This window comes from Marinobacter alexandrii (assembly GCF_005871205.1).
Lineage (GTDB): Bacteria > Pseudomonadota > Gammaproteobacteria > Pseudomonadales > Oleiphilaceae > Marinobacter > Marinobacter alexandrii.
In genome coordinates this window covers 236,696-256,523 of record NZ_SWKM01000013.1, presented here as the reverse complement: position 1 = coordinate 256,523, position 19,828 = coordinate 236,696, and the positions used below count along the sequence as shown (strand labels likewise).

Genomic DNA, 19,828 nt, shown 5'->3' with positions numbered 1-19,828 from the left:
AATTAACTAAGCGAAGCCCCTTACAGGAGTGAAGATGACATGGCCCTCGACCTGAACGCGCTCGAAAAGTCAGAGCTGCATATTCACCTTGAAGGCAGTCTGGAGCCAGACCTGATGTTCAGGTTGGCAAAGCGCAACGGAATTGCGCTGCCCTATGACAGCGTTGAAAGCCTCCGCGCCGCGTACGATTTCAACAACCTGCAGGACTTCCTCAATCTGTATTACCGGGGTGCCCAGGTGCTCCTGCAGGAAGAAGATTTCTACGACCTGACCCGAGCCTATCTGGACCGCTGCCGGGCCCAGAATGTGACCCATGTCGAGCCATTCTTTGATCCCCAGACCCATACCGACCGGGGCGTCGAAATGGCTACGGTAATTGGCGGCATCACCCGTGCCCTGAGAGAAGCAAAAGCCGAGTGGGGGCTGAGCTACGGACTGATTCTATGCTTTTTACGGCATCTCAGCGAAGACGACGCGCAGCACACCCTGGATGCGGCGCTGCCATTTCGTGATCATTTTATTGGGGTAGGGCTCGACAGCAGTGAAAAGGGGCATCCGCCTTCCAAGTTCATACAGGTCTTCGCACGAGCTCGCGGTATGGGGTTGTTTCCGGTGGCCCATGCCGGCGAAGAGGGGCCGCCCGAGTATATCTGGGAGGCGCTGGACGACCTCGGTGTGGTGCGAGTGGATCATGGGGTACGGGCAACGGAAGATCCCGCGCTGATAGAACGCCTGCGCCGGGATCAGATTCCGCTCACCGTCTGCCCGCTGTCCAATATTCGTCTGAAGGTGTATGACAGCCTGAAACAGCACCCGATTCTGGATTTACTGGAAGACGGCCTGAAAGTCACGGTTAATTCGGATGACCCGGCTTACTTCGGGGGCTATATGACCGAGAACTTTGAGGCACTGAGAGCAGAACTGGGGATGACTGATGACCAGGCACAGCGGCTTGCCGGTAATGGCTTTGAGGCGGCGTTGGTTTCTACCTCTTAGTGCCGCGCATCCTTTTCAATCCGCACCCTTGAATTTGAGTAATCCAAGTTCGGTTATATCCATATCGCCTTTCGATGGTGAGTAGTAAGCTTGGAAAAATCGAAACTCCGCACGCCCCTCGGCGCGGCACTTTCTTTCTATCACACTCACGATTTTTAGTTTGTCCTCACTACTCATGCGCATTCCAAAAACGATTCCTTCGAGTTGCGAGAATTTATAAGTCAATGGTTCTGGTGCCGGGTCATCGGAAAACGCGGTAGAGGCGATCAAACGTTGTTCATCCTCGTGCTCCCAATCAGGGTGCTTCCACGTGGCGCGTTCAGAGGCATTCCTCCAGTGACTTGCGCGCCAAGCATCGAGGTCTTTCATCATTTCTTGGAGACGTACGCTGGGCGTCCCATATGCTGACTTCATCCAAGTGTTCTCTAGCTTTCTCATAGGCAGCATCCCAATTTCGAGGAAGCTGTCGAGCGCTGGTGGGCGCTTGCGATAGTTAACCGAGCGTACCTCAAGCTCAATTCCTGGAGCTCCAGTTCCAACCATTCCTTGAACGCGGAAAAAACGTTTGCCTCCTCGCTGCTCAGTTCGAAAAACCAGCGCCGCCCCGCGGTGTTCGGATCCGTAAGTTCCCCACATTGAGGCGTTTATGCATCTGCAACTAAAGCACGCAACCCGCCATGGAGTGAAGTGTAGATCTCGAAGGAAAGCATCGACGTACATCTCGGGAAAGCAGGCCATGAGTGCTATCGACTTTCGAGCCCAGGCTACGTTATCGATCTGAGTAAGCATTCCCAGTTCCAACTGATGGCTAACCCTATTGCCGATGCTGGACACAAGCTCAAACTGATCCTCGACCGGCATATCGACCGTTGAAGGCTTGAATGCGATGTCCTCCCAGCAGCACACAATAGTCTTCACCCGGCTCTCGCAAGATTCTGCGATAGGCAGCTCGAATTTGGTGAGACCATGTTTCTTGAATACTCGAAATAAGTGAGACAGTGCCGTTTGATGAATATGGGACAAAAGATTGGTGAGGCGCTCGCGTCGAAGCGGTATCGTCCGACGACCGAGTATGCCGGCTAGCTCCGTACTTCCGATTTCGGCGCAGAAATCCGAGGAAAACTCTTGGTAGAGCGCCCGAAAGGAGTCAGTGGGAAGATCCATCTCGGTGACCCATGCACTCACTTTGGCCTGACTGATCTCTTCTGGCTTCAAGAGCAGCCATTGGTGGGCATACCAGATCAGTGAGAGAGCATAGTGCCGGAAAAGATTCTCCCACAACACATGATCGCCATCCCAGAATGCATCGCTGAGCCCCTCCATGGGATCATTGAGTGCCTCCGGCCGGGCAAAATAGATCGTCTGCTTTTCAAGCTCCTGAAAACCCCCATTTTCATGGTCGTCATCCAAGAGCGCCTTTGCACTCCTGAAGCGAAACAGGAACTCACCGTCGTCCAGACCTATCTTTGCATCGTCCCCGTTCATTAATTCAACCCCAACTGAGCGCGGGTATTCGGGAAGCAAGTTAACCTCACAACGTGGTTTGCACGAACGTATTCTGACAAAATTCTCTCCGTCAGTTCTTCTGTGGTCTGGCTCAGGCGTGCCGTTTGGCCATCAACCCGCGTTGACCCTACCCCCGTCTTAGGTCCAGCGAGAGTTGGAAAAATCCGGCCTCTTGACCCTGACCCCGTATTGATAACGCATTGCCTGTGAGGTATTTATTTTAGCAATCACATTGTAAAGGGGTTTTAAGGAATATTAACGCCATTCGAAGCGGCCGGTTTGGAGGCGCAACCGCGTCGGAAAATCGGTCCGCTTGCGCTACTGATTATGAGTTATCACTTACAAATTCGATAAACTCCCGACCTGTGCTAGTGGTAACCGAGTGAGTACTAGCCTTGTGAAATTGATCTATATATATGAAGCCGAATCGATGTAAATCAGAAATCACAAGGTCTACCAAAGGGTCTGATGACTTCACGTCATTGAACGTTTTATCCCACACCTGACCTAAGCTACCCCAGTGTGTAGAAACATTGGGGCCTTGTTTTTCATCTAGAGCTTTAATGTATTTTTCCGGCCCTGACAGAAAATCAAGAACTTTAAAGTGAAGTGGAGTCATTTCATCAATGATTCGGATGAATATTAGTTTTTTGGATTCGTCATATTTTTCAAATAAAACAGTATTCTTTACTGCAGCCCTCAAAGCTTGAAGCTTACTTTCTTGGTGTGTTCGAATAGCAATGTTAGATGCCTGTAAGTAAGCAGAAACAAACAAGTCATTCTGAGAAAGCTTTTCTGGAGAAAGTCCTTCAATTTTTTCGCACAACTCATCTACTGTGGAAGCCAGCTCTTTCAGCCAAACCTTTTTCCTTTTATCTATCGGAGAAGAAAACACTGTTTCGAATGCCGTCGCTAAAGCCCCTCCCAAAAGTGGCACAACGCTAAGTCCAGCCTTAACTGAATCGTGCCCATAGTCTTTCCATTCTTTTTCTGGAAGATCTTCCATAGATTCCACCTAAATTTCACAACGAGGCTGTAGAAAATCCGATTTTGAGCCGTTCCCAGCGCCTGGTTCTTAAAATCATTTGTCGCGGCCATCAACTGACCGATGATTCCTATTTTCAGTGTTCAGCACGTCATTTCGACTCCTTGCCGCTTCCAGTGCCGGTATTGCTGGCACCCAAGAGCCACATTTCCAGTCTTCTGATTCCTGTATCACGCGGCTAACCGCCCATAATTCGCCAGCTTCTCAATGTTGTGCACCAGGCAGTATAGCTGCCACTGGCCCTGGACCTTTTTCCGGCCCCGCAGGCTGAACCGGTTCAGCCGTTTGTTGGTGCCAATGTTGCCGAACACCGGCTCCACCACCGACATCCGGTGACTATAAATCTCTTTGCCCTTTTGGCTGTCGACGCGGTGCTTCATCCAGTCGGTGTAATTAGGCAGGCGCTTGTTCTCGAGGGTGAACGAAACCTGTCGGCCTTTACCCTTCCGGTGGTTGGCAGCCTCCGGGTTCTGCATGCACTGATGTTTCTTTGGACAGTTCCGGCACTGCATCAGACGTCCCTGGAAGTAGGCCCGGCTTTGGCCGTTTTGGTCCGTGCGGGTTGCATGGTATTTCAGGCTTTCGCCCGCTGGGCAGATGCAGGTCAGGTTCACTGGATCGAACTGGAATTCGCTGGCCGGGATGATGTTTTTCCAGTCTGTGCCTGGCTGGTTCTGACGGCGTTTTCCGTACTTGTCTTTCTGATTCTGGAACTTCGGGTCCCGGCTGCGGAATCGGTTGTCCGGCACGTAGCCGTTGATCTGCCGTTCGTGCAGGTATTTCATGTTGGCTTCGTTGGCGAAGCCGGTATCAGCAGTGATGACGGTGCCTTGCTGATAGATGCTTTCAGCAATACCCAGTTTCCTGAATCGGGCTTCGACCGTTTCCAGCACCGGTTGCAAGGTGTGGTGTTCCTGGCCTTCGCCAAAGGCCTGAGCATCAATAATGATCTGGTGTTTCTTGTCCACGGTGGCCACGCCGTTATAGCCCTGGATCGTGCCCTTGCTGGTGGTCATCTTGGCGCTTTCGTTATCGGTGATGTTGCTCTTCACTTCCTTGTTCCGCTTCCCCCGGCCCATCCTTGGGCGGTTCGTCTTTAGGAAGCGGTCCACTTTCTTCAGGGATTCGTCCAGGGAGAGGGCCGTCTTTGCCCGGCGAATGTCCCGGTCCAGTTCGGCTTCGGTTTCCGCCTCGTCCCGCTCGTGGTGCTCCTTCAAGTGGTGGCGGATCAGTCGTCGCAACTTCTTCCGTTTCTCTTCCAGTTCCTTGAACGTGCCGGACCATTCCTTGGCGGCATTCGAGGGCATCTTGCAGCCGTCGATGGCAAAGAGTTCGTTACCCAGCAGGCCTTGTTCCTGACAGACCAACAGTACCTGCTCGAATAGCTCTTCGATTTCCTCGGCATGCCTGCTGACGAACTTCGCCAGGGTGGTGAAGTGGGGAACGATATCGCCGGACAGTGCCTTGAAAATAATGTTGGTCTCGCAGCACCACTGCATCTCACGGCTGGAGGTGACGCCCTTTGAATAGGCAAACAGGATGATCTTCAGAAGGATGGCCGGATCGTACGCCAACCGGCCCGTGTCTTCGTTGCGGTATTTGGGATGGAAAACTGACAGGTCCAGCTTGTGTTCGATCAGGTAGTGCACTTCGTGTTCAAAGGTGCCGGGTTGAAACTGTTCCTGGTAGTTGATCACGACCATGGCGCTCTGGTCGTAGTTGTAATGCTTGAAGCGGGGCATGCCGACGACTCCTTGTCCGTTTGCCTGATCCTACCAAACCGAAAGGGAATTTCGGGGGGGGGGGCTACAGCCTCAACGCCCAGGTAACCGGCGCGGAAGCGCCAGCTCAAGGAACCAAAAGCGGTACCCTTTCGGCGTCCAATGACCGATTGTTTAAAGCTTATAGGAGACGATCCAACTGGGACAAGAAAGCAACCAAACTTCCGCCATTGAAGTCGGTTTGATTCATTCCTCTGTCCGTCCACAAACTAAGGACGGCGGATTCTTGGTCATTTGCTTTACGACCACCACCACCTCCACCTCCACAACTTGGAGTAGCGAGGGTTACATCTACTCCAGGTTCATTAATCCGTACAATAACACAGACATCTTCGCCGTCATCACGTCTGCGATTAATTTGTTGATTTATCCACTGTGCATCTGCTTCTCCTAATGGGCGTTCATCCGAGCCGATTTTTACAGTACTCATATAATCTCCTGTCTTTTGCACTAATGAGTATGGAGTTTTAACAGCAATTAGATAGAGGCCAAATTCACAACAAAAATCTGACCGTTTCACTATCACAGTCCTACTTTGAGCTGATCACAAGAAAACATAGAAAAAATCATCGGCCTGCAAAAACGCTAGTCGGCACCCCGGTAATATCACTACGCAACAACGAAGCGCGCCCAATGATCCTAATCTCTCTAGGAGGGTAGACGCTGAGTACACAAACAACAAACCCCGACAAGCTGCCGGGGTTTGATGGTTTTCACGGGAAAGGGGTAGGGCTTACTTCTTCAACCCCATCTCCTCAATAGAAATCTCCCTCATCTTGAACTTCTGGATCTTCCCGGTGACGGTCATTGGGAATTCGTCCACGAACTTGTAGTTCTTCGGGATCTTGAAGTGGGCGATCTGGCCCTTGCAGAACTCGATCAGGCCGTCCGAATCCACGGGGTCGGCTTCCGGGCGCAGTTTCACCCAGGCGATCAGTTCCTCGCCGTACTTCTCATCGGGAATGCCGGTCACCTGAACTTCCTCGATGGAGGGATGGGTGTACAGGAACTCTTCGATCTCTTTCGGGTAGATGTTCTCACCGCCCCGGATAACCATGTCCTTGATCCGGCCCACGATCTGGATGTAGCCGTCCTCGTCCATGGTGGCCAGGTCGCCGGTGTGCATCCAGCCGGCGTTATCGATGGCTTCCTGGGTTTTCTCGTCGTTGTTCCAGTACTTCAGCATCACGCTGTAGCCCCGGGTGCACAACTCGCCGATTTCGCCGCGCGGCACTACGTTGCCGGAGCCCGGGTCCACAATCTTGGTTTCCAGGTGGGGCTGGGTGCGGCCCACGGTGGTGACCTGTTTCTCGAACGGGTCGAGGGAGCTGGTCTGGGTGGAGACGGGGCTGGTCTCGGTCATGCCGTAGGCAATCTGAACTTCTTTCATGTTCATCTTGCCGTTGACCTTCTTCATCACCTCGGCCGGGCAGATGGAGCCGGCCATGATGCCGGTGCGCAGGGTTGAGAGGTCATATGTCTCAAACTCCGGATCGGCCAGCTCGGCAATGAACATGGTGGGCACGCCGTAGAGGGCGGTGGCCTTTTCCTGATGCACGGCCTGTAGCACGGACTTGGGCTCGAAGCCTTCATCGGCGTAGATCATGGTGGCGCCGTGGGTAATGCAGCCCAGGTTGCCCATCACCATGCCAAAGCAGTGGTACAGGGGCACTGGAATCACCAGCCGGTCTTTCTCGGTGAAACGCTGGCTCTCGGCCACAAAGTACCCGTTGTTCAGGATGTTGTGGTGGGTGAGGGTAGCGCCCTTGGGGTTGCCTGTGGTGCCGGAGGTGAACTGGATGTTGATCGGGTCGTCGAACTGGAGCTGGCCTTGAGCCTTGTCCAGCTCGTCCTGGCTGACCTTGCTGGACAGCTGCACGAACTCGTTCCAGGTCCACATGCCGTCGTGCTTGTCGGTATCCAGATTGATCACGGCCCGCAGGTCCTGCAGGCGACGGGCTTTGGTCTCGCCGGGCTGGCAGGTTTTCAGTTCGGGGGCCAGGTCGTACAGGGTTTTCCGGTAATCGGAGGCCTTGAAGCGGTCGGCGGTGACCAGCACGCTGATGCCCGCCAGGTTCATGGCGTATTCCAGCTCGTGCATGCCGTAGGCCGGGTTGATGTTCACCAGGATGGCGCCGACTTTGGCGGTGGCAAACTGGGTAACGGTCCACTCGTAACGGTTGGGTGACCAGATGCCGACCCGGTCGCCACGCTTCACGCCGATGGCCATAAAGGCGCGGGCGGCTTCGTTTACTTTTCCGACGAACTCTTTGTAGGTCCAGCGGATGTCCTGGTGCAGGCACACCAGAGCTTCGGTGTCAGGGTACTTCTCGGCGGTGCGGTCCAGCATCTCGCCAATGGTCATGCCCAGCAGCGGCGTTTCAGAAGTGCCGCTCGAATAACTTGGATAGTAACTTGGATAGTAACTTGGAAGAGTCTTGCTCATTATCTCTGCCTCCGTTGTTTTTGTAGTCGAGGGCGAGCAGGGCGGTGATCCTGCTAGCGACTCTGGCTGTGATATTCAGTGTTTGGTTGCATATCGCTGGCAATAGCCACGCGATTGGACATGTTGTAGAAGCCGATCAGGTTGCTGATGTCCCAGATGGCGCGGTCGCTGAAGCCAGCGTCCCGCAGGGCCTGAGTGTGCTCTTCAGTGACCGTTGCCGGTGAGCGGGTCAGGTGCGAGGCGAAATCCAGCATGGCGCGCTGGCGCTTATCCAGGCGGGCGCTGCGGTAGTTCATCACCAGGTGCTCGCCCAGCATCGGATCGCCGCTGAGCACGCGTACGGCGGCGCCATGGGCCACGAGGCAGTAGAAGCACTTGTTCTCAGAGGAAACCACCACCGCGATCATTTCCCGTTCCAGCTTGCTGAGCTCGCCTTCGCCCAGCATCAGCTCGTTGTACAGGCGGGTGAAGCCTTCGAGCTGCTTGAGGTTCTGGCTGTAGGCCGTCAGCACGTTCGGAATCATGCCCAGCTTTTCCTGGCAGATTTCGAAATACTTCTGGGTGTCCTCGGGTAAGTCCGCAACGTCAGGAATCGGGAGATCCAGGGCTACTACGTTTTTGTTCGGGTTCATGTCACGTCCTTTGTCGTGTTAGCGCTGACCGCCGAGAGCCTGGCCCACCTTGGAGCCGTTGTGGCGGTGCAGCTGGCCACTGATCCAGTTACCGGTGGTGACCAGTTTGTTCAGGTCCACACCGGTTTCGATGCCGAGTCCTTGCAGCAGATAGAGCACGTCCTCGGTGGCGACGTTGCCAGAGGCACCTTTGGCGTAGGGGCAGCCTCCAAGGCCGGCGACAGAGGCATCGATAACGGCAACGCCTTCTTCCAGCACCGCGTAAAGGTTGGCCAGGGCCTGGCCATAGGTGTCGTGGAAGTGAGCGGCCAGTTTCTCGACCGGCACGTGAGCGGTCACGGCTTCGAGCATGCGCTTGGCTTTCTGGGGTGTGCCGACACCGATGGTGTCGCCCAGGGAGATCTCGTAGCAGCCCATGTCCGCGAGCGCCTTGGCCACCTTGGCGACCTGCTCCGGGGCGATGTCGCCTTCGTACGGGCAGCCCAGCACGGTGGAGACATAACCGCGCACCGGGATGTTGTGCTGTTTCGCCGCTTCCATCACCGGCAGGAAGCGTTCCAGGCTTTCGGCGATGGAGCAGTTGATGTTCTTCTGGCTGAACGACTCAGAGGCGGCACCGAACACGGCCACTTCGTCGACACCCGCGGCCAGCGCGTTTTCGAAACCGCGCAGGTTGGGGGTGAGCACGGAGTAACGCACGCCGGGCTTGCGGGTAATGCCGGCCATCACCTTGGCGGCGTCGCCCATCTGAGGCACCCATTTGGGCGACACGAAGCTGGCAGATTCGATGTGGGTCAGGCCACACTCGGCCAGCCGGTTAATCAGGCCAGTTTTGATGCGGGTAGCGATGACTGGGCCAGGCTCGTTCTGCAGCCCGTCCCGGGGGCTCATCTCCACCATCCGGACTTGCTTGGGAAAGGCCATTACTCTGCTCCTTCTTCCGCCACATCAATGGCGATCAGTTCGGCGCCCTCGGAGACCTGGTCGCCTTCGGCGAAGAAGATCTCGCTCACCACGCCATCGGCCGGGGCCTTGATGGCGTGTTCCATTTTCATGGCTTCCATGATCACCAGGGTCTGGCCGGCGGTCACTGTATCGCCCACCTTGGCCTGTACCGCTACGATGGCGCCGTTCATCGGCGCTTCCAGGCTGCCTTCGCCGGCCATGTCTTCAAAGCCGTAGGTTTCCCGGTAAACGTTGCACTGGAAGGTATCACCCTCGTAAAACAGCACCAACTGGTCGTTGTGCAGGTTGCCGTGGATGCTGATCCGATGGCCGTTCACTACGGCCTGGAGGAAGTCGTCGTCCAGGCGCGCGGTCAGGTTGTAAACGCTGTCGCCAACGTACACCTGGTAGCGGTCGTCCCGTTCCAGAATCTTGAGATCGTGGATCTCTTCGCCTACCTGCAATTGTAGCGGCTGGGCGTATTCGGAGTTCAGGCGCCAGCTGTTGCGACGGCCAAACGGCGACCAGGGATCGGTGGAGGCCGGCTCACTGGACTTGCGCGCTTCCAGGACAAAGCCGGCGGCCAGTACCAGGGCCTTGTGGGTATCGAGCTTCGATTTCGGGAACAGCAGTTCGCGGTGGGTATCGATGAAGCCGGTAGTCAGGTCCTGCTCCCGGAACGGCTGGGCGTCGGCCAGTGCGTGCAGGAACCGGATGTTGGTTTTTACGCCGGCAATGCGGTAGTTCTCAAGCGCCTGGACCATGCGGTTAATGGCCTGGTCCCGGGTCTCGTCCCACACGATCAGTTTCGCGATCATGGGGTCGTAATGGATGCTGATGTCGTCGCCTTCGGTCACGCCGGTATCAACGCGCACGTGGGCGTTCTCATCCGGGGTGCTCAGGTAGCGCAGGTGACCGGTGGCGGGCAGGAAGTCGTGGTCCGGGTCTTCGGCGTAAATTCGTGCTTCCAGTGCGTGGCCGCGAGTTTTCACCTCGGATTGCTCAAGTGGCAGTGGCTCGCCCCAGGCGATTTTCAACTGCCATTCCACCAGATCCTGGCCGGTGACCATTTCGGTAACCGGGTGCTCCACCTGCAGGCGGGTGTTCATTTCCATGAAGAAGAACGAACCGTCCACGTCGTACAGGAACTCGACGGTACCGGCACCCACGTAATTGATGGCCTGGGCGGCGCGCACGGCGGCCTCACCCATGGCCTTGCGGGTATCTTCGCTGAGGCCCGGGGCCGGGGCTTCTTCCAGAACTTTCTGGTGGCGGCGCTGCACCGAACAGTCACGTTCGGCCAGGTACACGCCTTTGCCGTCCTGATCGCAGAACACCTGAATCTCCACGTGCCGTGGCTGGGTCAGGTAGCGCTCGATCAGCATGTCCGGGTTGCCGAAGGCGTTCTTGGCTTCGCGCTTGGCGGCGGCCAGGGCATCGTCAAATTCTTCCATGCGTTCTACTACCCGCATGCCTTTACCACCGCCACCGGCGACGGCTTTCAGCAACAGCGGGAAGCCGCACTTTTCTGCTTCGGTGCGCAGGGTTTCCGGGTCCTGGTCGTCGCCGTGATAACCCGGTACCAGCGGTACGCCGGCTTTTTCCATGATCGCCTTGGCGGCCGACTTGGAACCCATGGCCGCGATGGCGGACGAGGGCGGGCCGATGAACACCAGGTCGTTGGCTTCACAGGCTTCGGCAAACCCGGTGTTTTCCGACAGGAAGCCGTAGCCCGGGTGGATAGCCTGAGCGCCACTTTCCTTGGCGATCTCGATGATCTTCTCGGACCGCAGGTAGCTCTCTGAGCTGGGGGCCGGGCCAATGTGGAAGGCTTCGTCGGCCATGGCCACGTGGCGGGCGTTGGCGTCGGCGTCGGAATAGACCGCGACGCAGCGGATTCCCATGTCGTGGGCCGTCTGTATGATCCGGCAGGCGATTTCGCCCCGGTTGGCGATCAGAATCTTGCTGAACATATCAATTGTTCTCCGGAATCCAGTTGGCGCGACGCTTGTTCAGGAAGGCACTCAGCCCTTCCTGTCCCTCTTCTCCCACGCGGATATCGGCAATGCGATGGGCGGTATCGTCAATCACATCGTCGTCGATCGGTTTGTTGCTGACTGCGAACACCAGATCCTTGGCCGCCGTCATGGCTTCCGGGCCGTTCTGGGCCAGTTGCTGAACCATCGCGTCGCATTGGCTTTCCATGGCGTCCACGTCGTCACACACGATGTGCACCAGGCCGTAATCTTTCGCCTTTCGGGCGGTGAACACTTCGGCTGAAATGAAATAGCGGCGAGCCTGGCGTTCGCCAATGGCACGTACGACATACGGGCTGATGACGGCAGGTATCAGCCCCAGCTTCACTTCGCTCAGGCAGAAGCTGGCTTTCTCGGTGGCGATCACGATGTCGCAGCAAGCCGCAAGGCCCACGGCACCGCCGAAGGCTGCACCCTGTACCAGGCCGATAACCGGCTTGGACAGGTGGTTGAGCACGTTCATCAGCCGCGCCAGTTCCCGGGAGTCGTCCAGGTTTTCCTGGCGGGTGTTGTCGGCCATGCGACGCATCCAGCCAAGATCCGCTCCGGCGGAGAAGTGCTTGCCTTCGGAGCGCAGCACCACAGCCTTGGTGTCCGGGTCCTGGTTGACCTCGTCCAGGGCGTTGATCAGCTGCTGGATGATGACGTCGTCAAAGGCGTTGCGTTTGTCCGGGCGGTTTAGCACCACATCGGTGACACCCTGTGCGCGGCGTTTGATCAGAACCGCATTTTCTTGTTCTGTCATGACTGATCTCCCGATTACATGCGGAACACGCCAAAGCGTGTCGGCTTCGCGGGTCGGTTAAGCGTGGCGGACAGGCTAAGGGCAACCACTTCCCGGGTCTGGGCCGGGTCGATCACGCCGTCGTCCCACAGGCGGGCGCTGGCGTAGTAGGGGTGCCCCTGCTCCTCGTACTTGTCGATGACCGGTTGCTTGAACTCGGCCTCTTCTTCAGTGCTCCAGTCCTGGCCTTTGCGCTCCATGCCTTCGCGTTTAACCTGGGCCAGTACGCCGGCGGCCTGTTCGCCACCCATGACCGAGATGCGGGCGTTCGGCCACATCCACAGGAAGTCCGGGCTGTAGGCGCGGCCACACATGCCGTAGTTGCCGGCGCCAAAGCTGCCGCCGATCAGTACGGTAATCTTGGGTACGTTCGCGCAGGCCACGGCCATAACCATCTTGGCGCCGTGCTTGGCGATGCCTTCGGCCTCGTATTTCTGGCCGACCATGAAGCCGGTAATGTTCTGCAGGAACAGCAGCGGGATGTTGCGCTGGCAGCACAGCTCGATGAAGTGGGCGCCTTTCTGGGCGGCTTCACTGAACAGGATGCCGTTGTTGGCAATGATGCCCACCGGGTAACCGTGGATGTGGGCAAAGCCGGTGACCAGGGTCTGACCGTAATAGCGTTTGAATTCGTCGAATTCGGAGCCGTCGACAATACGTGCAATGACGTCGCGCACGTCGAACTGCTTGCGCAGGTCGGTGCCCACGATGCCGTAGATTTCCTCGGCGTCGTACAGTGGCGCCTTGGGCTTGCGGATCTCCACCTCGGCCGGCTTGCGGCGGTTCAGGTTGGAGATGCTGCGCCGGGCAATTTCCAGGGCGTGGGCGTCGTTCTCGGCGTAGTGGTCCGCCACACCGGAAATTTTGCAGTGCACATCGGCGCCGCCGAGATCTTCAGCGGTGACCACTTCACCGGTGGCGGCTTTTACCAGGGGCGGACCGGCCAGGAAGATGGTGCCCTGGTTGCGGACGATGATGGATTCGTCAGCCATGGCCGGCACGTAGGCGCCACCGGCGGTGCACAGGCCCATGACCACGGCAATCTGCGGGATGTCGTCGGCAGACATGCGGGCCTGGTTGTAGAAGATGCGGCCGAAGTGGTCGCGGTCCGGGAAGACTTCATCCTGGCGGGGCAGGTTGGCGCCGCCGGAGTCCACCAGGTAGATGCAGGGCAGGCGGTTTTCCAGGGCAATTTCCTGGGCCCGCAGGTGCTTTTTCACGGTCAGCGGGTAGTAGCTGCCACCTTTTACTGTGGCATCGTTGGCAATGATCATGCACTCGGTGCCGGAGACCCGGCCCACACCAGCGATGAGGCCGGCCGCCGGAACTTCCTCACCGTAGACGTTATAGGCGGCAAACTGGCCGATTTCGAGGAATGGGGAGCCGTCGTCCAGCAGGCGGTTGATGCGCTCCCGGGGCAGCAGTTTGCCGCGGGCGATGTGCCGTTCCTGGTAGGAGGGGCCACCGCCTTGCTGGATGGTGGTGACTTTGTCTCGCAGGTCGGCGACGGCTTGCGCCATGGCTTCCTGGTTTGCCAGGAACTCTTCAGACCTTGGATTTATTTTGCTTTGGAGTGTGGTCATAGCTTCTTCATCCGTGGGCAGTCGGGTTTGCGGGTGGGGCTTTCCGGGAACCGCTACGAGCACATCCATGTGCGCTTGTCTTCGGCCATCCCTGGCCTACGACATTCCCGGAAAGCCCCACCCACAAACCCTGTCAAACGTGGGCAGTGGTTTCCTGAACGATTACTTGTTCAGGAACAGCTCTCGACCGATCAGCATCCGGCGGATTTCTGAGGTGCCCGCGCCGATTTCATACAGCTTGGCGTCACGCAGCAGGCGGCCTGTCGGGTATTCGTTGATGTAACCGTTACCGCCCAGCAGCTGGATGGCGTCCAGGGCCAGTTTGGTGGCCATTTCTGCGGAGTAGAGGATGGCGCCGGCGGCGTCTTTACGGGTGGTTTCGCCTCGGTCGGCGGACATGGCAACCATGTAGACGTAGGACTTGGCGGTGTTCATCCAGGTGTACATGTCGGCCACCTTGCCCTGAACCAGCTCGAACTCACCGATAGCCTGGCCGAACTGTTTGCGCTCGCGGATGTAGGGCACGGTGACGTCGAGGGCTGCCTGCATGATGCCCAGCGGGCCGCCGGACAGTACCAGGCGCTCGTAGTCGAGGCCGCTCATCAGAACCTTGGCACCATTGCCTTCACCGCCCAGGATGTTTTCCCGGGGTACTTTGCAGTCCTGGAACACCAGTTCACAGGTGTTGGAGCCGCGCATGCCGAGCTTGTCGAGTTTCTGGTGGCGGCTGAAGCCCGGATAGTCATGTTCAACGATAAACGCGGTAACGCCGCGTGAGCCCGCTGAGGTATCGGTCTTGGCGTAGATCACGAAGGTGCTGGCGTCAGGGCCGTTGGTGATCCACATCTTGTTGCCGTTCAGCACGAAGTGGTCGCCTTCGTCCCGGGCTGAGAGTTTCATGGAGATAACGTCGGAGCCGGCGTTGGGCTCGGACATAGCCAGTGCACCTACGTGCTCGCCGCTGACCAGCTTGGGCAGGTATTTTTTCTTCTGCTCTTCGGTACCGTTGCGGTGAATCTGGTTCACACACAGGTTGGAGTGGGCACCGTAAGACAGGCCAACAGAGGCCGAAGCCCGGCTGATTTCTTCCATGGCGATAACGTGCGCCAGGTAGCCCATGTCAGAACCGCCGTATTCCTCGGAAACGGTAATACCCAGCAGGCCCATATCGCCCATTTTGCGCCAGAGGTCCATGGGGAACTCATTCTTGCGGTCGATCTCTTCCGCGCGAGGAGCAATTTCGGAGGCCGCGAAGCCGTTGATCTGCTCGCGCAGCATGTCCAGGGTTTCACCAAGGCCGAAGTTGAGCTCTGAGTATTGTGATTTCATGTTAGTTACCTTTTCTATGATCTCTACTGGCAAATTGTTCAGGCCGGACAGCTGGGGAGCAGGGCACCTGTCTAAAGGTGTCTTGACGCCTATTTCTGTTCGGCAGTCGTTGATTCTTCATCGTTGGCCGGCATCTTCTGATCTTTCTTTTTCTGTTCCAGATCTGCCAATGCTTCACGGCACCGTGCTTCGGCGGTGTCCATTTCCATTTCGGCCATCGCAATGTCGTTCTTCTGCTGTTCAAGCTGGGCACGCTTACGGCTCAAGGTGTCCAGCATCAGCAGTAACTGTTTTTCGTTGCCGCTGAGGGTTTCGTCCCACAGGTCGAACAGTTCTTTGGTTTCCGACAGGGAGAAGCCCATGCGCTTGCCCCTGAGAATAAGTTTCAGCCGTACACGATCCTTGGAACTGAAGATGCGTGTCTGCCCCCGGCGCGTAGGCTTTAGCAGCTCCTGATCCTCATAGAACCGGATGCTTCGGGTGGTCACATCGAACTCTTTGGCGAGCTCACTGATGCTGTATGTTTCTTTTTTGACCATAGCTATTTCCTTTTTAGAGCTAGGTTAGATAAAGTTTACGTAAACGTAAAGTATTTGCGGTCGACATTTAAACAAAAAGATCCATCAGGATTCGCGAGAAAGGAGCAAACAATGGAATTCAAAAACGTTGCGGCGATTGTAACAGGTGGGGCCTCAGGCCTGGGTGAGGGCGCTGCCCGGGCATTGGCTGCGGCTGGTTGCAAGGTCGCCATTCTGGATGTTAACCAGGAGCAGGGCGAGAAGGTGGCAGCAGATATTGGTGGTCTCTTCCTGCATTGTGACGTCACGTCGCCAGACAGCGCGGAAGCGGCCATCACCGCAGCCCGGGAGGCTCACGGCCCCTGTGGCGTAGCGGTGAGCTGTGCCGGTATTGCTCCGGCCTCCAAGATTCTGGGCCGCGAAGGCGTGATGCCGCTGGAGAAGTTCAGCAAGGTTATCCAGGTCAATCTGATTGGTACCTTTAACATACTGAGGCTGGCGGCTGCCGATATGGCAACCCGTGAGCCCAACGCCGACGGTGAGCGCGGTGTGATCATCAACACGGCCTCCGTGGCCGCGTATGAAGGCCAGATTGGCCAGGCGGCTTACAGTGCATCGAAGGGCGGCGTGGTGTCCCTGACCCTGCAGTCAGCGCGCGAACTGGCCCGTGAGGGCATCCGGGTGAATACCATTGCTCCAGGCCTGTTCATGACGCCGATGCTGGCCGGTATGCCCGAAGAGGTGCAGGAGAGCCTGGCGGCGACCCTGCCGTTCCCGAAACGACTGGGCAAGCCGGAAGAGTTCGGCATGATGGTGGACCAGATGGTTCGCAACCCGATTTTGAATGGCGAAGTAATTCGTCTCGACTGTGCCCTGCGCATGGCGCCGAAGTAATAGCCTTAATTGGCGGGAGAAAGTAATGACCAGCCCTGTTGATCAAGAAGAACTGGCCCTGTTCCGGGATTCGGTTATCAAGGCCCTCGAAACCGAGGTGAAGCCGCACTACGAAGCCTGGGAAAAGTCTGGCCTGGTGCCACGTGAGCTTTGGAACACCCTCGGCAACGCCGGCATGCTTTGCGTGGACGTGCCGGAAGAGTGGGGTGGTTGTGGTGCGCCTTTCCAGTACTCGGTGGTGGTGGGTGAAGAACTCGCCCGCATGGGCTTCGGTGCCCTGTCGACCAACGTGATGGTGCACTCGGACATTGTCGCTCCGTACCTGAGTCACATGGGCAGCGAGGAGCAGCGTCAGTACTGGTTGCCGAAGATGGTTTCCGGTGAGGCGGTGGGTGCCATCGCCATGACCGAGCCGGGCGCGGGCAGTGACCTGCAGGCTATTCGTACCAGTGCCGTGAAAGACGGTGATGACTACATCCTCAACGGTTCCAAGACCTTTATCACCAATGGCCAGCATGCCGACATGGTGATTGTGGCGGCCAAGACCAATCCGACAGCCGGTGCACGCGGAATCAGCCTGTTCCTGGTGGATACCTCTCTGCCGGGATACAGCAAGGGCCGTAACCTGGACAAGATCGGCCAGCACGCCGGGGATACCTCCGAGCTGTTCTTCTCCGACATGCGAATTCCTTCGTCCGCGCTGCTGGGCGGAGAGGGGCAGGGCTTCATGTACCTGATGAACGAGCTGCCGCGGGAGCGTCTGGTCATCGGTGCCTTGGGCGTCGCGGCGGCCCGTGGTGCGTTGGATTTGACCATTGCCTACGCCCAGGAGCGGGAACTGTTCGGTCAGAAACTGGCCCAACTGCAGAACACCCGTTTTGAAATCGCGCGCATGGAGACCGATTACCGCGTTAACCAGGCGTTCGTGAATCAGTGCATCGCCGAGTACGAGCGCGGTGAGCTGGATGCGCCGACCGCCTCCATGGCCAAGTACAGCGCCACCGAGATGCAGTGCCGGGTAGCCGATGGCTGTCTGCAGCTGTTTGGTGGCTATGGCTACACCACCGAATACCCGATTTCCCGGGCGTTCATGGATGCGCGGGTTCAGCGGATCTATGGTGGTACTTCGGAAGTCATGAAAGAAATCATTGCTCGCTCCGTCTTGGGCAGAGGTTGAAAGTTGGGCAGAGGCTGAAAGGCCGACAGGAATTAGTGAGGAAAGGTTATGAGTGACAACAGCGTTGTAATTGCAGGCTCCGCCCGAACCCCCATGGGCGGCATGATGGGCTCACTGAGCTCGGTACGGTCCCCGCAACTGGGTGCCGAATCCATCAAGGCAGCCATCGAGCGGGCCGGACTCCAGCCGGCGGATGTCCAGGAAGTGATCATGGGTTGCGTGCTGCCGGCCGGCCTCGGCCAGGCGCCTGCACGTCAGGCCTCCCGCGCCGCGGGCATTCCGGACAGTTCCGGCTGCACCACCATCAACAAGATGTGTGGCTCCGGCATGCAGTCGGTCATCATGGCCCACGACCAGATCAAGGCCGGCACCAATAACATCATGATTGCTGGCGGCATGGAGAACATGAGTCAGGCTCCGTACCTGTTGCCCAAGGCACGCTCTGGCATGCGCATGGGTCACGGCCAGGTTATGGACAGCATGTTCCTGGACGGTCTGGAAGACGCCTACGAAGGTGGTCTGATGGGTGTTTTCGCCCAGCGCACCGCGGACAAGTACGACATCAGTCGCCAGGCCATGGACGAATTTGCCATCGGTTCCCTGCAGAAATCCCTGGCCGCCATCGAAAATGGCTGGTTCAGGGATGAGATTGTGCCGGTCAGTGTGCCGGGCCGGGGCGGTGATACCGTGGTCGATACCGACGAGCAGCCGGGCAACGCCAAGCCGGAAAAAATCCCGAACCTGAAACCGGCCTTTGCCAAAGACGGTTCGGTCACCGCCGCTAACTCCAGCTCCATCAGCGATGGCGCCTCGGCCCTGGTGCTGGCTTCAGCCGCTGAAGCCGACGCCCGCGGCCTGACTGCGCAGGCTCGAATCATTGCCCACGCCACGCACGCCCGCCTGCCGTCAGAGTTCACTCTGGCGCCCATTGGTGCCATTGAAAAGGTTCTGGCGAAGGCCGGCTGGAGCAAAGACGACGTTGATCTGTTTGAGATCAACGAAGCCTTCGCCGTGGTTACCCTGGCTGCCATTAACGAGCTGGGTCTGGCCCCGGAGAAGGTGAACGTACACGGCGGCGCCTGTGCGCTCGGCCATCCGATAGGTTCTTCAGGCTCAAGAATCCTGATCACCCTGATCAACGCCCTGAAGCAACGCGGCCTGAAGCGCGGTGTTGCATCGCTGTGCATCGGTGGTGGTGAGGGAACGGCGGTTGCTATTGAGCTGATCTGATCCAACCTGAATAACCTTTGAGGTCCGTCACGCATCGTGCGTTGGCGGACCTCATTCCTTCCACCCTCTTTTTCTTACATCCTTCCTTGTTCAGCCTAGAACGCGTTAAACAGCATCCGTCCGGCAATAATCAGCAAAAATGCGCCGAAGCCGCGTTTAAGCGTGGCAGCTGGAATGCGGTGACTGAGCGCTACTCCTAATGGTGCGGTGAGGACGGTGAATACGGCAATGCAGGCTGCTGCAGGCAGGTAGACATAGCCGAATGACCAGTCGGTGATATTGGCGCCCCAACCTGAGATGGCATAACCGATGGTGCCGACCAGCGCCAGTGGGAAACCCAGGGTGCTGGAGGTGGCCACAGCACGTTGCATGGGCACATTAAAGAACACCATCAAGGGCACCATCACATTGCCGCCGCCGATTCCGGCAAGGCCAGATAGCGTGCCGCTGAACAGCCCCAGGCCGGCAGTACCGGCTTTACCCGGCATGGTTCTGGCGGGATCCGGAACCCAGCGGCTCAGCATGATGAGTGAAACCACCAGCAGGAAGCAGGCAATGCCAACTTCCAAAACCAGGGTCGGAAGGCGGGCGGCAATGAAACCTGAGAGAAAGCTGCCAAGCACGACCGTGACAGACCAGCGCTTGAAGATATCCCAGTCCACGGCTTGTCGTTTGATTTGTGATCGGGCGGCCGAAATGGAAGTAAAGATGATGGTGCAGAGCGAGGTTGCGACCGCTGTTATGACAATGGACTCTGCGGGGAAATCCTGAACGCCGAGGATGATGATCAGGGCCGGCACGATAACGACCCCGCCGCCAATGCCAAGCATGCCCGCAAGAATGCCCGCAATGATGCCGAGTACCGAACAGGCGATAATAATGTCCATAAGCAAGTCCTGAAGATATTTTTCTGGTTTCTATTATTC

Annotated in this window: 17 protein-coding genes; 4 read left to right on the top strand and 13 right to left on the bottom strand. The window is 57.4% G+C overall.

What is annotated here, in order from left to right:
* Positions 1-39 precede the first annotated feature (39 nt).
* On the top strand, positions 40-996 hold the full coding sequence (locus FCS96_RS12095; protein WP_138440632.1) for an adenosine deaminase: 957 nt from the start codon (positions 40-42) through the stop codon (positions 994-996).
* 15 nt (positions 997-1,011) lie between these two features.
* On the opposite strand, the gene FCS96_RS12090 is transcribed toward FCS96_RS12095, so the two are convergent.
* The 12 genes from FCS96_RS12090 to FCS96_RS12035 form a co-directional block, all read right to left on the bottom strand.
* The gene (locus tag FCS96_RS12090) at positions 1,012-2,481 is read right to left on the bottom strand and encodes a DUF2971 domain-containing protein (RefSeq protein ID WP_138440631.1); all 1,470 of its coding nucleotides are present in this window, start codon (positions 2,479-2,481) and stop codon (positions 1,012-1,014) included.
* 346 nt (positions 2,482-2,827) lie between these two features.
* On the bottom strand, positions 2,828-3,508 hold the full coding sequence (locus tag FCS96_RS12085) for a hypothetical protein (protein ID WP_138440630.1): 681 nt from the start codon (positions 3,506-3,508) through the stop codon (positions 2,828-2,830).
* Positions 3,509-3,717: 209 nt separating this feature from the next.
* Positions 3,718-5,289, bottom strand: a complete 1,572-nt coding sequence (locus tag FCS96_RS12080) for an IS1182 family transposase (RefSeq protein WP_138440629.1) — start codon at positions 5,287-5,289, stop codon at positions 3,718-3,720.
* A 160-nt stretch (positions 5,290-5,449) separates the two neighbouring features.
* Entirely contained in the window at positions 5,450-5,848 is a 399-nt protein-coding gene (locus FCS96_RS12075) for a hypothetical protein (RefSeq protein WP_138440628.1), read from the bottom strand.
* Between the two features lie 213 nt (positions 5,849-6,061).
* Entirely contained in the window at positions 6,062-7,774 is a 1,713-nt protein-coding gene (locus FCS96_RS12070; protein ID WP_138440627.1) for an AMP-binding protein, read from the bottom strand.
* 53 nt (positions 7,775-7,827) lie between these two features.
* Positions 7,828-8,406, bottom strand: coding sequence for a peroxidase-related enzyme (locus FCS96_RS12065; protein WP_138440626.1), 579 nt, complete (start codon positions 8,404-8,406; stop codon positions 7,828-7,830).
* Between the two features lie 18 nt (positions 8,407-8,424).
* Entirely contained in the window at positions 8,425-9,330 is a 906-nt protein-coding gene (locus FCS96_RS12060) for a hydroxymethylglutaryl-CoA lyase (protein ID WP_138440625.1), read from the bottom strand.
* Positions 9,330-11,324 (bottom strand): acetyl/propionyl/methylcrotonyl-CoA carboxylase subunit alpha, encoded by a 1,995-nt coding sequence (locus FCS96_RS12055; RefSeq protein WP_138440624.1) that lies wholly within the window; start codon positions 11,322-11,324, stop codon positions 9,330-9,332. The genes FCS96_RS12060 and FCS96_RS12055 overlap by 1 nt, the downstream gene beginning before the upstream one ends.
* 1 nt (position 11,325) lies before the next feature.
* Entirely contained in the window at positions 11,326-12,132 is an 807-nt protein-coding gene (locus FCS96_RS12050; RefSeq protein WP_138440623.1) for an enoyl-CoA hydratase-related protein, read from the bottom strand.
* 14 nt (positions 12,133-12,146) lie between these two features.
* A complete protein-coding gene (locus FCS96_RS12045; protein WP_138440622.1) occupies positions 12,147-13,754 on the bottom strand; it encodes a carboxyl transferase domain-containing protein in 1,608 nt (535 codons plus the stop codon).
* 162 nt (positions 13,755-13,916) lie between these two features.
* On the bottom strand, positions 13,917-15,083 hold the full coding sequence (locus FCS96_RS12040) for an isovaleryl-CoA dehydrogenase (RefSeq protein WP_138440621.1): 1,167 nt from the start codon (positions 15,081-15,083) through the stop codon (positions 13,917-13,919).
* Positions 15,084-15,172: 89 nt separating this feature from the next.
* Positions 15,173-15,622, bottom strand: a complete 450-nt coding sequence (locus tag FCS96_RS12035; protein WP_138440620.1) for a MerR family transcriptional regulator — start codon at positions 15,620-15,622, stop codon at positions 15,173-15,175.
* Positions 15,623-15,733: 111 nt separating this feature from the next.
* Between FCS96_RS12035 and FCS96_RS12030 the strand changes: the two genes are divergently transcribed.
* The 3 genes from FCS96_RS12030 to FCS96_RS12020 are packed head-to-tail and all read left to right on the top strand — an operon-like array spanning position 15,734 to position 18,902.
* Positions 15,734-16,495, top strand: a complete 762-nt coding sequence (locus FCS96_RS12030) for an SDR family NAD(P)-dependent oxidoreductase (RefSeq protein WP_138440619.1) — start codon at positions 15,734-15,736, stop codon at positions 16,493-16,495.
* 25 nt (positions 16,496-16,520) lie between these two features.
* The gene (locus tag FCS96_RS12025) at positions 16,521-17,672 is read left to right on the top strand and encodes an acyl-CoA dehydrogenase family protein (RefSeq protein WP_138440618.1); all 1,152 of its coding nucleotides are present in this window, start codon (positions 16,521-16,523) and stop codon (positions 17,670-17,672) included.
* Positions 17,673-17,720: 48 nt separating this feature from the next.
* The gene (locus tag FCS96_RS12020) at positions 17,721-18,902 is read left to right on the top strand and encodes a thiolase family protein (protein WP_138440617.1); all 1,182 of its coding nucleotides are present in this window, start codon (positions 17,721-17,723) and stop codon (positions 18,900-18,902) included.
* A gap of 95 nt (positions 18,903-18,997) precedes the next feature.
* Here FCS96_RS12020 and FCS96_RS12015 read toward each other — a convergent pair whose 3' ends face one another.
* On the bottom strand, positions 18,998-19,789 hold the full coding sequence (locus tag FCS96_RS12015) for a sulfite exporter TauE/SafE family protein (protein WP_138440616.1): 792 nt from the start codon (positions 19,787-19,789) through the stop codon (positions 18,998-19,000).
* Between the last annotated feature and the right edge of the window lie 39 nt (positions 19,790-19,828).